This window comes from Mariniblastus fucicola, from assembly GCF_008087665.1.
GTDB lineage: Bacteria > Planctomycetota > Planctomycetia > Pirellulales > Pirellulaceae > Mariniblastus > Mariniblastus fucicola.
In genome coordinates this window covers 4,079,627-4,093,786 of sequence record NZ_CP042912.1, presented here as the reverse complement: position 1 = coordinate 4,093,786, position 14,160 = coordinate 4,079,627, and the positions used below count along the sequence as shown (strand labels likewise).

At 54.4% G+C, this 14,160-nt stretch carries 10 protein-coding genes; 8 read left to right on the top strand and 2 right to left on the bottom strand.

The genetic code is table 11. The features are described from left to right. Positions 1-9: 9 nt before the first annotated feature. The gene (locus MFFC18_RS14990; RefSeq protein ID WP_075083381.1) at positions 10-2,526 is read right to left on the bottom strand and encodes an excinuclease ABC subunit UvrA; all 2,517 of its coding nucleotides are present in this window, start codon (positions 2,524-2,526) and stop codon (positions 10-12) included. 176 nt (positions 2,527-2,702) lie between these two features. Here MFFC18_RS14990 and MFFC18_RS14985 point away from each other — a divergent pair, with 176 nt between their 5' ends. The 6 genes from MFFC18_RS14985 (at position 2,703) to MFFC18_RS14960 (ending at position 11,104) form a co-directional block, all read left to right on the top strand. Next, positions 2,703-4,280, top strand: a complete 1,578-nt coding sequence (locus tag MFFC18_RS14985; RefSeq protein WP_075083380.1) for a protein kinase domain-containing protein — start codon at positions 2,703-2,705, stop codon at positions 4,278-4,280. 282 nt (positions 4,281-4,562) lie between these two features. After that, complete coding sequence (locus MFFC18_RS14980; RefSeq protein ID WP_157665083.1) at positions 4,563-6,815, top strand: DUF11 domain-containing protein; 2,253 nt, start codon at positions 4,563-4,565, stop codon at positions 6,813-6,815. A 274-nt stretch (positions 6,816-7,089) separates the two neighbouring features. Further along, entirely contained in the window at positions 7,090-8,307 is a 1,218-nt protein-coding gene (locus tag MFFC18_RS14975) for an aldose epimerase family protein (protein WP_084416953.1), read from the top strand. A gap of 256 nt (positions 8,308-8,563) precedes the next feature. Further along, complete coding sequence (locus MFFC18_RS14970; protein WP_075083376.1) at positions 8,564-9,646, top strand: NAD-dependent epimerase/dehydratase family protein; 1,083 nt, start codon at positions 8,564-8,566, stop codon at positions 9,644-9,646. Then, complete coding sequence (locus tag MFFC18_RS14965) at positions 9,643-10,449, top strand: WecB/TagA/CpsF family glycosyltransferase (RefSeq protein ID WP_075083375.1); 807 nt, start codon at positions 9,643-9,645, stop codon at positions 10,447-10,449. Before MFFC18_RS14970 ends, MFFC18_RS14965 begins: the two co-directional genes overlap by 4 nt. A 247-nt stretch (positions 10,450-10,696) precedes the next feature. Next, positions 10,697-11,104 carry a hypothetical protein gene (locus tag MFFC18_RS14960; RefSeq protein WP_148618894.1) on the top strand — a complete coding sequence of 136 codons (408 nt, stop codon included), beginning with the start codon at positions 10,697-10,699 and terminating at the stop codon, positions 11,102-11,104. A 122-nt stretch (positions 11,105-11,226) separates the two neighbouring features. Here the strand turns inward: MFFC18_RS14960 and MFFC18_RS14955 are convergent, their stop codons facing one another. Further along, the gene (locus tag MFFC18_RS14955) at positions 11,227-12,588 is read right to left on the bottom strand and encodes a diguanylate cyclase (RefSeq protein ID WP_162273919.1); all 1,362 of its coding nucleotides are present in this window, start codon (positions 12,586-12,588) and stop codon (positions 11,227-11,229) included. Positions 12,589-12,720: 132 nt separating this feature from the next. Here MFFC18_RS14955 and MFFC18_RS14950 point away from each other — a divergent pair, with 132 nt between their 5' ends. Beyond that, positions 12,721-13,416, top strand: coding sequence for a DUF2293 domain-containing protein (locus tag MFFC18_RS14950; protein WP_075083424.1), 696 nt, complete (start codon positions 12,721-12,723; stop codon positions 13,414-13,416). 153 nt (positions 13,417-13,569) lie between these two features. Beyond that, a complete protein-coding gene (locus tag MFFC18_RS14945) occupies positions 13,570-13,977 on the top strand; it encodes a GNAT family N-acetyltransferase (RefSeq protein ID WP_075083372.1) in 408 nt (135 codons plus the stop codon). The last annotated feature ends 183 nt before the right edge of the window (positions 13,978-14,160 follow it).

The window sequence follows — 14,160 nt, the reverse complement described above, 5'->3', positions numbered from 1 at the left end:
GTACAAACTCTACCCACTCGCCGCGATGACTTCTCGCAAATATTGACCCGTAACGGAAGCTTCATTTGCAGAGACCTGCTCCGGCGTCCCGGTCGCCACAACCGTACCGCCCTGCTCTGCTGCTCCCGGACCAAGATCGACGATCCAGTCCGCGTGCTTGATGAAGTTCAAATTGTGTTCCACCACAATCATCGAATGCCCGACTGAGATCAGGCTGTTGAAGCAATCCAGCAATCGAATGATGTCGTGCGGATGCAAGCCCGTCGTCGGCTGATCCATGATGAACAACACTCTCCGGTTCTTGGCCGTGTTTAAATAGTGAGCCAGTTTTAATCTCTGCGATTCGCCCGAGGAGAGCGTGTTTGCGGCCTGGCCAAGCTGAATGTATTCCAAACCAACATCGATCAGCGCTTTCAGTTTTGTCTGCACCGCCGGATGGCCGCGGAAGAAAGGAAACGCTTGGCGAACCGTCATCGCCAAAACCTGAGCAATGTTTCGATCGCGATATCGAACTGCAAGAACGTCTTCCCGATATCGCGTGCCGCTGCACTGATCGCAGGTCACCCACAAGTCCGCCATGAACTGCATGTTCAACGAAAGCTGTCCGTCGCCGCGACATTTTTCACAGCGTCCGCCAGCAACATTGAAACTGAACTTGCCTGGCCCAAAGTTTCGCTTGTTAGCGTCCGGCGTTTCCGCAAAGCAATTTCTGATCTCGGAAAACGCTTTGACGTAAGTCACCGGGTTGCTGCGTGAAGACTTTCCAATCGGTGACGCATCGACCAGCACGACTTCGCTAACCCAATCGGCACCGTGGATTTCTTCGTACGGCAGTGTGCCCGCGATATCGGTGTCGAACTTTTTGCTGACCGCGCCGAACAGCGTGTTCTGCACCAGCGACGTTTTCCCCGCGCCGCTGACTCCGGTCACTGCACACAAAACGCCCAGCGGAAACTCGATGTTGATGTTCTTCAGATTGTTGCCGCTGGCTCCGATCAGTTTCATAAACCGATGTGACTTGCGACGGTTTTCCTGGCCAGCGCTTTGCCCGCGCCGCCGCGAAAGATACTGTCCGGTCAACGATTTCTCATCAACCAGAATCTCGTCCAGATTGCCATCGAAAACAACTTCACCGCCTTCTCCGCCCGCGCCGGGACCAATCTCCACAATCCGCTCCGCAGCGCGAATCACGTCGGGCTCATGATCCACCACGACAACCGTATTGCCACGAGAATGCAGGTCGCCGATCGAACGAACAAGACGCTCAACGTCCTGCGAATGCAGCCCGATTGAGGGTTCGTCCAGCACGAACAGCACATTGACCAAAGTCGTGCCAAGCACGGTTGTCAGCAGCACACGTTGGGCTTCGCCGGAACTGAGCGTTCGCAGTGATCGATCGAGAGTGAGGTAGCCCAGTCCCGTTTCCTGCAGATATCCAAGCCGCGTTTTCATCTGTTCGATGACCGAAGCGACGGTTTGCTGTTTCATTTCTGAAAGCCGAAGCGATTCCAGAAAATCAATCGTCTGCGAAACGCTCAGCGAACAGATTTGAGCAAAATTCTTGCCGCCGACACGAAACGCAAGAGGCAGCGTTTGAAATCGCGTCGCCGCGCAGGCGTGGCAGGGTTCGAGCGTGTCACGGAGTAAGCCGGTGCCTTTGCAAGTCGCACACGCGGATTGCGGATTCGAAGTAGAAAACAATCGCGGTTCGAGGACCGGTAACGTAATGTCGCAATTCGCGCAAGCGGCTTCGGTGGAGAAAGAATGCTGCTCGTAGTTCGTGCCATCGATTTCCTGATTTCCCGCTTCACTCTGGATGAACACCGTCGCCATGCCACTGCCGCAAAAGAAAGTGGACTCGAGCGATTCCGTGATCCGCTGCGGATTTGCGTCGCCGGTTTTGACACGATCGACCACGATGTAAACGGAACTGGACCCGTTCGGCAGCGAAATGCCGCTCAGGTTTTCCAGGTCAACGAACTTTCCTCCGACGATCGCGCGAACGAATCCTTCTCTGATCGCGTCCGCGAAGACTTCGACGAGGTCTGCGTCGAGTGCGACAGGCCAGGCGATCACCGCGCGGTGACCTGCTTCGGATTCCAATAGCCAATCGGCAACCGATTGAGGCGTGTCGCGAGAAACGGGGCGACCACAATTCGGGCAAAACGAATCGGCGACTTTTGCAAACAACAAACGCAACATCGGATCGATTTCGGAGGCTGAAGCCAGCGTGGTCCGAGGGCCAGGCGTACCTTTCGGAGCCCGGATTGCGATCGCGGGAGGCAAGCCCGAGATATGATCTGCTTCCGGACGATTCAGCTGCTGCACGAACTGTCGCGTCTTTACTGAAAGCGCTTCCATGTATCGCCGCTGGCCTTCGGCGTAGAGCGTGTCGAAGGCAAGGCTCGATTTGCCACTGCCACTAAGTCCGCACAGCGAAAGCCACTGCCCGTGCGGGATGGTCAAGCACAGTTCTTTCAGGTTGTTGACTCGAACGTGAGTCAGTTCAATATTTGCATTGGGCATTCAGAATTCTCCGGGCGAGAATCCTAGCAAATTTTCGCAACTCTCGCGTCAGCAGAGCAAATGAGAAAATGAGCTCTGCTCCCCGGCAAAAATGACGCGAGATGATAAGATATCGGTCATCATCTCGAGGCCGAGGAAACTTCGCGCCGATCCAGTTCATTTTCATTGTCCGCTCGATGGCCGAATCCGAAAACACGCGAGTGCTCTACCAGTGTAGCTGCGGGCACCAAATGGAGCTGATCGAAGACATCGGTGGACAGTGCCAGGAATGCGGCCACGTTGTTTCGCCCAAACTGTTGAACCACGATCTGGCGACGACGATGACGCTGGGAACGCTGCCGACAGGACCAGCCTGCGGCGGCACGTTGTATTTTGAGAATTCAAAGTTGGAGACCGATCCGGTCGAAGCCGCCAAGCTCGAAGCCGCGATGGTCGGTCGCGAATTCGGTCACTTCAAGATCATCGATCCGTTGGGTACCGGAGGCATGGGACACGTCTTCCGGGCGCTGGATACTTCGCTGCGGCGATACGTGGCCGTAAAAATTCTTCGTTCGGGAGTCGACGCGACAAAGGAAAGTAGCTCCGACGGTGACATTGAAATGCTGTTGCAGGAAGCCGTTTCGCAAGCGCGTGTCACGCATCCCAACATCGTCACGATTTACTATGTCGGCAAACACGAGGAAGCCCCGTTTCTGGCGATGGAGCTGATCATCGGAAAAACGGTCGCCGAGCTGGTCGAAGATGGCCCGATGCCTTACTCACAGCTGCACTCGATCGCCAGCCAGATGACTTCTGCGCTGAAATTCTCGCACGAGCTCGACATCATTCATGGCGACATCAAACCGTCGAACATAATGCTGCAGCAGAACGGGATTGCCAAGCTTTCTGACTTTGGAATGGCTCGTCGTGTATCCAAAGCGGAGAAAAAATCCGTCGGTGGGACGCCAAATTATCTGGCACCCGAGCTGATGCAAGGCGATACGCCGTCGATCCAGTCCGACATGTACGCTCTCGGAGTGACCTTGTTCGAGATGACGTTTGGACGTTTGCCAGTCACCGTTTCCGGGCGGACCGTCGAGCAATGGTTGGACTGTCATCAACAGGCGCCGGTTGAATTTCCGAATCCATGGCCAGAGCATTTGGCGAAAGGCTGGCAAGAAGTGCTGAGTCGATTGCTGGCCAAAGATCCTGCTGATCGATTCAGTTCCTGGGCAGCAGTCGAAGAAGCGCTCGAACAAATCGAACCAGCGGCTCCGATTCCGGCCAAGCGAGTTCCGCGTCTGGTTGCTGCGGCGATCGACTGTACTTTGGTCGGATTGTTGATCGCTCCATTTCAGATTCTCAGAGGCATGCCGGCGGTCGAAGAATACCTTTCGCAGAGCACTTTGACCGCCATCATCTTGCTGCTGTTCGAGTTCGGCGCGATTGTGGCTTACACGACTTTGGTCATGTTTTGGAAACAGTCACCTGGCAGAAAACTGATGCACGTTCGGGTCGTCAACGAACATGGACTTACCGTCACAGGTCAACGTATGGGCACGCGTAGTCTGATGCGAATGATTGTGATGTGGTTTATCACGTTGGCCAACGTTTCGTCCGAAACCGGCGGCTGGGCAGACTTCGCCGCCAACCTCGTGCTGACTTCCGCTGTCGTCTTCACGCTGCTCGATATCGGAGTCATGATGCTCTACCACCACGGCCGCAGCTTGCACGACCTGGTATCAAAAACATGGGTTGTTCTGGACACGGAATAGTTGGTGATCGAAAAGCTTCGCCGCAAGCCGACGCAAACTTCTTGGCTTCGCTGGCCCAAGGATCGTGATCTGGGAAACCGCAACGGTCAGAATCGCGATTGTCTTGCAGCAAGCATTCCGCTAATAGAGTTCTGGTTCGCGGTGCCAGAGCGATTTTTGAGATGCTGGCTTAAAGCACAAAGTTTGGTAAATCGGAAAAGTTTCCGAAATTTGCTAATCCCGCGCAATCGTTAAACTCGATGATCCATGGACGGACAAACTCGAATTCCAAGGCAGGAAGTCATGCTAGCTCAACGTATCTCCAAAATCGTCTCATGGTCAGTGCTGACGTTGCTCATCGCAATCTCCGCTGACTCACTGCTCGCCCAAGATCAACAACAGGTCGTGCCGCCTTCGCAGCGTTACGAACCGGCTCAGGCACAAACCGCGCCGCCTTCGGTACATATCGCACCAGGTGAAGCACGTCGACTGCCGGGGACTCAAAAGTTGCGTCGCAGCCTCAGCGATCAGTCGTTGTCTCAGTGGAGCAACCAGCCAGGCACGATCGCACAAACCAGTTACCAGCAACCGGCCGCAACTCAGGAACCAGCCGTTCCTGCTGTTCTTGCGGGAGCACCTTCCAGCATGGCCAACCAGGCCGCCAACGGATTCTCCGCAGCACGATCTGCGTCGGCGTCTTCGGTTGAGCGATTTGCCTCACAGGTCAATCAAATGAGAACGGACGGCCCCGATGTCAGCCCGATCGTTGGCTCACCGTTGCGTGCTCCGATGAACGCTCCAAAAACGGCACCTCCAACGCAGGTCAAAACAGAGCCGCTCGCGACAAGTCAAAACAGAATGGCCCAGCCGCAAGTCAGTGAGTTCAAGCCACCAGCACGACCGACGTCGACGCCAAAACCGGCGGCGAAGCAAACGGCTGCCAATCCGCGTCCTGCCGCCGCGAAAAAGTCCAGCGATTTCGCCGCGAAGCCTGCCGTCGTGAATCAGGAATCAGCTCCGAAGTACAAACCGACTCAACGAATGATCGACCGGAATGTCCGTCCTGTCTCACGTCAGGTTGAATCGCTTGAGCAAAACAAAGACAAAGCCACGATGTCGCTCAACGCTCCTGGAATCGAAGTCGAAACCTTCGGTCCACAAACCATCGGGCTTAACAAGCCAGCTTCTTTCCGGGTCGAAGTCAACAACAACAGCCGCACCGATGCGGAAAACGTTTTGGTTGGAATCAATGTTCCTGAGTGGGTTGATGTACAAAACACCAACCTGACAACGGGCAAAAAAGAAATCACTGGCGGTCAGGAACAGGCTCGTATCCTGTGGACAATTGATCGAATTCCTGCCGGACAGAAGCACACTGCGACCGTAGTTGCCGTGCCACGAAAAGCTCAAGGCTTCGGACTGTCCGTCGAGTGGACTTTGGTTCCTCGCATGGGTTCAGTAGACATTCAGGTCACCGAGCCACGTTTGGAAATGATGATGTCGGGTCCGGGAGAAGTTCTCTTTGGCGAAACGGCTGTCTACACGGTCACCGTTCGCAACCCGGGAACGGGAATGGCTGAGAACGTCGTCGTGATGCTTCCCGAAGAATTCGGCGGAGACCGCGCGGCGATTGGAAACATTCCTGCTGGAAAAGAATCAACTTTCGATATCGAACTTGCCGCACGCACTGCTGGCCAGTTGACTTTGACCACGAACGCCTCTGCCGACGGAAACCTTGCGACTGACGCGTCTCAGGATGTCGTCGTTCGACGAGCCGTCCTTGGAATCACGATCGAAGGTCCGGCTTTGAAATATTCCGGTACCATGGGGCGTTACAAAGTCACCGTGACCAACAATGGTGACGCTGCGGGCAACAGCCTGGAAACTGCGATCGCATTCCCTCAAGGTGCCAACTACCTGGGCGGAATCGATGGTGCCAAGACATCGGACGGAGGAATTCTCTGGCAGATCGGATCGCTTGATCCCAACCAGAGCAAAACATTCGAGATTGATTGTGAGCTCGTTGGAAGCGGCGATCTTCAATTTGAAGCCGGCGTCCGCCACAAAGATGACCCAACGAAAGTCGCCACGGCAGCAGCGGCATGCGTTACCGCGGTCGAAACCATTGCTGACCTCGTGCTGACAGTGCAAGACCCTAAAGGACCATTGCCAACAGGCGAAGAAACCGACTATCAGATTTCCGTTCAGAACCGCGGAAGCCGATCGGCCAAAGGCGTCGAGTTGCTGATGCAGTTCTCTGAAGGCATCGAACCGAGCAAGGCGACGGGACTGCAAAACCGCATCGTTCCGGGCCAGGTGATTTTTGCTCCGATCGCTCAAATCGATCCGGGGCAGTCGATGACTTTCAAGATCACTGCGATCGCGAACAAGCGAGGCACGCACGTGTTCCGGGCTTTCCTTTCTTGCGACGAATCTGATTCTCGAGAAGTCGCGGAAGGCACGACCAAGTTCTTTGGCGACGAGTTCGATGTTGAGTCCAATCGTGAAACAGCGACCGCCAACCAGGCTGCTGCATCCAACGAATTCAAACGTTAATGGATCCAGCCATCTGAAAAATTGAGCTCTCGGAGGCCTTGCTTTCGAGGGCTTTTTTCATGCAAAATCGGAACTGACGTCGTCAAAAATCGCGGAGACCTCCCAAAGTAACCCGGATTTTACGAGGAAAACCGTTCGGTTATTGCCTTTAGGTCCAGTCATCGACATAATGCGGCCCAACTTCACGGCAGCCAACGAGTGGCTTGCCGTCGCCCCCGGCATCGAGATTTGAGACGTCTCTGCCACATTCCACCAGGATGCTCTGAGGGACACCATGAGATTGGGAATCATTTTACTTGCGTTCACATTTGGTTGCATTGCAACCGCGTTCATCCGCGTTGCTCCAAAGAATGCAAACGCCGACAACGGGTCCAGCGACGTGGCTGACGTCGAAGAGTTCTCGTTATCTGAAAACCAGGAATCGACGCAAGAGCCTCAGATTCTTGACGTCGTCAAACACCCCTTTGGTGAAACATCCGATGGTCGGCCAGTGCAGAAATTTATCTGCACAAACAGCCAGGGCTATACGCTTGAGATGATGGACTACGGTGCCGCCATCGTTGCGATGAAGGTGCCAGGCAAAGACGGCGAAGCAACGGTTAACGTAGCGCTTAACTGCAACGACATGGCAGGCTACAGCGCCTGCAGTTCATTCTTTGGCTGCACGGTTGGGCGATATTGCAATCGAATCGCCGACGGAAAATTCTCGATCGACGGCAAGGAGTATGCGTTGGCCAAAAACGGCGGGCCTCATCATCTTCATGGTGGAGCTGCCGGGTTCGATAAACAGGTCTGGAGCAGCGAAGTCATCCGCACGGATGACGCTGTCGGAGTTCGATTTTCATTGACCAGCCCCGATGGCGATGAAGGATATCCGGGCGAAGTCAAAGCGGTCGCCGAATACACGCTCGATGAAAAGAATCAGTTGAAGATGGTTTTCACTGCGACGACTGATTCGCCGACTCACGTGAACCTTTGCAATCATAACTACTGGAATATCGCAGGGGCCGGATCCGGATCAGTGATGGACCACGAACTGCAACTTGCCTGCGAAGAGGTTCTGGAGTGCGACGAGACTCTGATTCCGACCGGGAAGATTTTGAAGACTCAGGGAGACGCGTTCTTCGATTACTCGACGGCCAAGCCACTGAGCGCCGGAATGAAGGCTGCTCCATCGGGAGCCAACGGCTATGATCATTGCTTTGTCGTCAAACGTTCAGCCGCCAATGAGCTGGCTCTTATCGGAAGCGTGCGAGATCCGAAATCAGGTCGCACAATGACAGTCTTTACGACTCAACCGGGCGTACAGCTGTACACAGCCAACCATTTCAACGGACAACCGGGCAGCGGTGGCTTTGAAAAGCATGGCGCTATCTGTTTTGAGTCCCAGCATTATCCGGATACTCCGAACCATCCTGATTTCCCAACCACGCTTTTGAAGCCTGGTCAAACGATGACCCACACGACTGTCCATCAGTTCTCTTACGAATAGTTCCAGACGGAACCTCGATTGGATCGTAAAGCTGATTCCCGGATGTGTTGAAGGGGTAGATTTCGACGCATCGGGTTGTTTTGTGGTGAGAACTGTCGCAAACGTTCCTTCACGCGAAATTCATCGGATCGCCGCGTTTTCTTTTCGTTGACCAAGCGGGCTACGGGACTAGAATGGCCCACTGTCGCAAACGGTCCTCTGATCGGTCGCGTTCTTTTTCTTGCCACCATTCAGCAACGGCACTCCCACCAAAATTATGAGCATTGCAATCGTCACCGGTTCTGCCGGACTCATTGGCTCTGAAGCCAGCCGCCATTTCGCCACTCAGGGGCTCAAGGTTATCGGCATCGATAACGACATGCGTGCCGAGTTCTTTGGGCCCGAAGCATCGACCGCCTGGCAGCGAAGCCAGCTAGAGAAAGAACTTGGCGACAACTACGAACACCTCAGCGCCGACATTCGCGACGATGAAGTGATCGACAATCTGTTCAAAAAGTACAGCTCGGACATCAAGCTGATCGTCCACACCGCGGCCCAGCCGTCCCACGATTGGGCAGCTCGTGATCCCAAGAAAGACTTCACCGTCAATGCGAACGGGACGCTAAATCTGTTGCAGGCTTGCCGCGAAAGCAGCCCCAAAGCGTGTTTTATCTTCACTTCGACCAACAAGGTTTACGGCGACACGCCAAACCGATTGCCACTTGAGGAGAAAGAGCTGCGATGGGAGATCGATCCTTCGCACGAATATAACAACGGCATCAAGGAAGACATGTCGATCGACAGCTGCATGCACAGCCTGTTCGGCGCATCAAAAGTTGCCGCCGACATTCTGGTTCAGGAGTACGGCAAGTACTTTGACATGAACACCGCGGCCTTCCGTGGCGGATGTCTGACCGGGCCGAATCACAGCGGAACTCAGCTGCACGGGTTTTTGGCGTATTTGATGAAGTGCACCATGACCGGTCGGCCCTACACGGTCTTTGGCTACAAAGGCAAACAGGTTCGCGACAATATTCATAGCTATGATTTGATTCAAGCCTTCGATCACTTCTATCGCAACCCGCGAAAAGGCGAAGTCTACAACATCGGCGGCAGTCGCTTCAGTCACTGCTCGATGATGGAAGCCATTCAAATGTGTGAGGAGATCACCGGCAACAAGCTGGAATACACTTATGCGGACGACAACCGCATGGGCGATCACATCTGGTACGTCAGCGACGTTAGCAAATTCCAGAACCACTATCCGGACTGGAAACTGACCAAGGATGTGAAAACGATCCTTTCTGAAATCCACGGCCACAATGTTGAGCGTTGGGAAGACGAGGTTGTGAAATCATGATCGAGCGTGGAAAGCACAATCTCGTTGGCGTGAACATTCATGCTGTGGACTACGAGGCCGCAACATCGAGAATCGTTGACGCAGCCAAAAATCGGACACCGTTGGGAGTTTCGGCGCTCGCCGTGCACGGCGTAATGACTGGCGTGATGGACAACGTTCATCGTCATCGCTTGAACCAGCTGGAGTTGGTCGTCCCCGATGGTCAGCCTGTTCGCTGGGCATTGAACATGATTCACGGGACCAAACTGAAAGACCGCGTTTACGGTCCGAACCTGATGCTGGAAACGTGCAAGGCGGCGGCTGAAGAAGGAATATCGATTTTCCTGTTCGGCGGCAAGCAGGAATTGCTGGACGACCTTTCAGCGAACCTGTTGAAGAAGTATCCCGACCTAAAAATTGCGGGCGTGCTTCCGTCCAAATTCCGTACCGTATCAGCGGAAGAGAAACAGGAAATCATCGAAACGATTAACGCCAGCGGTGCCGCGATCACAATGGTTGGCCTCGGTTGTCCGCGACAGGAGGTCTGGGCGTACGAATTTAAAGGCGATTTGAAGATGCCTGTCCTGGCCGTTGGAGCCGCATTCAACTTTCACGCCGGACAACTGGCTCAGGCGCCTCCGATTATGCAGAAGTACGGTTTGGAGTGGTTGTTCCGGTTTACGAAAGAGCCGCGTCGGTTGTTTCATCGCTACATGGTGCTCAATCCATATTACGTTTCGCTGGTCGCGTTGCAGAAGCTGGGCTTGCGAAAGTTCGATCCGCAAGCGACCGAAACGCCGACATCGGAAGTGCTGTACGGCTAGAACGATTGTTGGCGACTGTTCAAGGCCTGGCGAATCTTTCACGCGGCGACGGCGTGAAAGGCGTGCAGGCCGCTTTTGTTTGCTTGGCGGTTGTAGTAGACGTTCCGTGCGATCGGTTGAGTCTGCTAACTCTGCCAGATCTGCTTGTCTGAGTTGAAACGCTTCGTGGGCATAAACTGCCCCCGCATGCTTCTCATTTCCGAAACCATTTTGTGTGAACACACTTTTCGGTTTCGGGAGATCAATGATGCGAACTTTGGCCACCACGCTTCTGGGAATTATCTGCTTTGGCGTTTTCAGTTCGAATGACTGTGAAGCTCAGCTTTTCCGCGGCCGTTTCACTCAGAACACCGCGGCTCGGCAACCGAATGTTGCGCCTCCGATTTTCGTAAAGCCGGCTGGCCATGTTGGAACTTACGTGCCTCAGGATCGATCCGGACCGACCGTGTTTCCGGCCGATTCGTACTACGCCGATAGCCGTAATCCAGTGATCTCTCGCATTCTCGACGGTAAGATGACTCGCAAGTACCGCGATCCCGTGGAAGTCGATTCGCGATACATCGGCGGATTTCACCAGAGCCATTTTCAGAACCTTGGCATCCCTTCAGGCGACATCGGCTTGCGTGGCAACGCCTACAATTGGCGAACCTGGTAGGCCAAATAGGTCAGTCTGTTCCAGACTGACGTTTGCGTCGTTTAACGACGACCTGTCCCAAGACGTTGTGAGTCTGAGACAGACTCGCCTCTGCGAATGAAGTTGCCAGCCGGAAAAGGCGTCTACTTCCCGACACAAACCTGGTTCCTGCCGCTTCGTTTCGCCAGCAAAGCCATCTCGCTGGCCCGTTCGAGCATCTCCGAGTAGTCCCTGTCGTTCTCGCAAGCACTCGTTGCTCCGATACTGACCGTCATCGTCACCGGCTCAGATCTCGCGGATCGAAAATCGCTTGACGCCACCTTCTCGCGAATTCGATTCAACACGATCTCGCATTCAACAGCATTGGTTGTCGGCATCACAATGCAAAACTCTTCGCCGCCGTATCGTCCCAACCAATCTTCCTTGCGTACCTGCTGCCGAATCAATTCGCAGACCTCGATCAAAAGCTTGTCGCCTGTGCTCCAGCCATGTTCCTTGTTCACGTGTCCAAAGTAGTCCAGGTCCAAAAACGCTACGCTCAGCGGACTGTCCCCTCGCTCATCAAACTCTGCTTTGAGCCTGCGATCGAGGTAGCGCCGATTGAAACAGCCAGTCAGCCCGTCGATCAAAGCCTCCTCGCGCGCGTCGTGGAGCAATTTTCGGCTTCGCGACGTAATCACATTCGCCACCCGTTCCACCAGCACCCTCGCCATGTTCTCCAGCCCAGCGACTTCAATGTCATTCCCTTCAACTTTTGACTGAGTCTCCAAATCGCCAATGCAGAACCAACGATTCCGGCCCTTGGACTTGGCAGCATACAACGCCTTCGTCGCACGCTCCAGCAACTCACTTCCCCGCTGCGGTTGTTGGGCAGACGCGATCCCGATGCTCAGCGTTGTCGTAGCGCCCGACGCGACCCGAATTTTGTCCGCTGCAAGCCTCAGGTTTTCTGCCAATGTCTTGGCTTCGTCATTGCTGCAGTCGGAAACGATTCCGAACTCGTCACCTCCCATCCGTCCAACCGATCCTCTGTCTCCGGTCGCTTGTTGGAGACAATTGGCGAGCTCGCAAAGCACTTCATCGCCTGCGGCGTGGCCATTTTCGTCGTTCGTTTTCTTGAAATGATCGACGTCGCACATCAGTAGCGAAACAGGATGCTCGATCGATGCCATTCCCGCCATGTCTCTCAGGAAGTGCACAAACGTTTGACGGTTGTGGACTTGAGTCAGCGGGTCTACGCAGTCTTTTCCGGGCCGTGTCAAATGTTTCATTCGAGCCAAACGGTCTTGCCGAAAACTCTTCAACGACTCAGGATCGTCCTGTAAGCAAACGTCATCGCGGTCCCTGAGCAGAGCGAGGACTTCCGGCAACTCCGAGGCGGACGCGACGAGCAACACCGGATCGGTGGCCGAGTTGATTGCTGATTGAAGAGATTGAAACGAGGCGAAATCGCAGACGTTGAGCGTCGCGACTTGCGGCGTTTGCAGATTTATCGAATGGGCCATCTTAAATCCGAAACTTGCTGGTTTCATAAACTCTAGTACACGATGCCCGGTGAGGACTTGGCAAATCGTTTCAATCTGGATAATCGTGGGAAATCGCGAACCGAAATTTGTATCACGAAGCCTGCCGCAACCATGCCAACTGAAACCCGTATCGTCTCTCCTGGCCCCAAGCCGTTTACCGTTCGAACCGACGACGGGAAAGTCCTCAACGTGCCCAAAAATTGGGAGTTGCTGCCACCGGGGGACGCTGGTGTGACTCGTCGCGTGAAGTCCCGCGGGCCAAGCTGGACGATGAAGGAGAAGAAAGGCCGCCGAGTTTTTTCGCTTGGCGTGTGGGCGCTGAAAGAGCGAATCGCCGAAGTCAAAGCCGAATTTGAAGCCGAACGGAGCACCGATGCGTACGCCAAAAAGCAGGCTTCTGCAGCGAAGCGTCGCGAAAAAAAACAGGCCGAATACGTGGAAGACTTCACAGCGGCGATCTTGAAGTTTCTGGATTTTGACGACCGGTATTCGACGTTGGCCGCTCAGTTGGCGAACGCCGTCAGCGAGCACGCGACTCCTGTCGGCAGCGGAACGGTAGCCCGAACGCAGCGTATCCCGATCGAGCGTCGGGCTGCCTCAGCGGTTATCGCCTGGATGCGTCATCAAACGACCGCTTACGATCATATGTCGATCCCGCGAGTCAAAGGAAAGCGCCGCGAAGTCCGTCGGATGTTGGCGGAAGAATCCAAAGCAGTCTTACGCAAGTACCGTACCGGAGAAATTGTAGACTTTGAAAAATGCCCTCTCGCCCGAGCGGTTGCAGATACTGGATCGCCACGAGGTTGAATTGAAAACGCAAGTCTGAAGCGACTTTCGCTTTCGGTTCTGCTTTGATGTTTGGCCGCGCGGCCTGGCGTCGCTAGAATTGTCCGCAATCGGGCTCGTTTGTTCGCTGATCGTGACTCGAACTTTCCATTGTTGTGATTGAGGCGTTTTCTCTTGTATACCGTTCTTGATATCGAACCTGAGTTGCAGGCTTCGGAGTTTATTGACGTCCTGCAGCGCTCTACGTTGTCTCAGCGTAGGCCTGTCGAAGACATCGAACGAATCGAGGGCATGCTTCGCAACGCGAACGTTGTCGTAACGGCCCGTGACACCGAAGGCTTGCTTGTGGGAGTTTCCCGTGCAATTACTGACTTTCACTACTGCACGTATCTTTCTGATCTGGCGGTCGATGAAGCCTTTCAGCGACGCGGAATTGGAAAGCGGCTGATCGAGCGGACGCATTCGGCGGCTGGGCTGGCGACGACGCTAATCCTGTTAGCAGCCCCGGCGGCTCGTGAATACTACGGGCATATCGGGATGCGAAAACATGATTCGTGCTGGATCATTGGTCCAGCTGAGTGAGTTTAATCACCATGGTTTTGCGAAAATTCTTCGCTGTTCACGTGGGCTTCGCTACGGTGTCAGACTTTATTTCCGTCCAAGCCGCGATGTATTCGTTGTGTAGTTTGGTCCGCAGGCATCGAAGTGGTAGACTTCAGCGTCGTCGCAGCTGCGTGCTCAATTCGAATCTTCCAAGTCGAGCAT

Coding starts and splice junctions, on each gene's coding strand:
- MFFC18_RS14990 (WP_075083381.1), bottom strand. CDS start 2,526: ATGCCCAATGCAAATATTGAACTGACTCACGTTCGAGTCAACAACCTG.
- MFFC18_RS14985 (WP_075083380.1), top strand. CDS start 2,703: ATGGCCGAATCCGAAAACACGCGAGTGCTCTACCAGTGTAGCTGCGGG.
- MFFC18_RS14980 (WP_157665083.1), top strand. CDS start 4,563: ATGCTAGCTCAACGTATCTCCAAAATCGTCTCATGGTCAGTGCTGACG.
- MFFC18_RS14975 (WP_084416953.1), top strand. CDS start 7,090: ATGAGATTGGGAATCATTTTACTTGCGTTCACATTTGGTTGCATTGCA.
- MFFC18_RS14970 (WP_075083376.1), top strand. CDS start 8,564: ATGAGCATTGCAATCGTCACCGGTTCTGCCGGACTCATTGGCTCTGAA.
- MFFC18_RS14965 (WP_075083375.1), top strand. CDS start 9,643: ATGATCGAGCGTGGAAAGCACAATCTCGTTGGCGTGAACATTCATGCT.
- MFFC18_RS14960 (WP_148618894.1), top strand. CDS start 10,697: ATGCGAACTTTGGCCACCACGCTTCTGGGAATTATCTGCTTTGGCGTT.
- MFFC18_RS14955 (WP_162273919.1), bottom strand. CDS start 12,588: ATGGCCCATTCGATAAATCTGCAAACGCCGCAAGTCGCGACGCTCAAC.
- MFFC18_RS14950 (WP_075083424.1), top strand. CDS start 12,721: ATGCCAACTGAAACCCGTATCGTCTCTCCTGGCCCCAAGCCGTTTACC.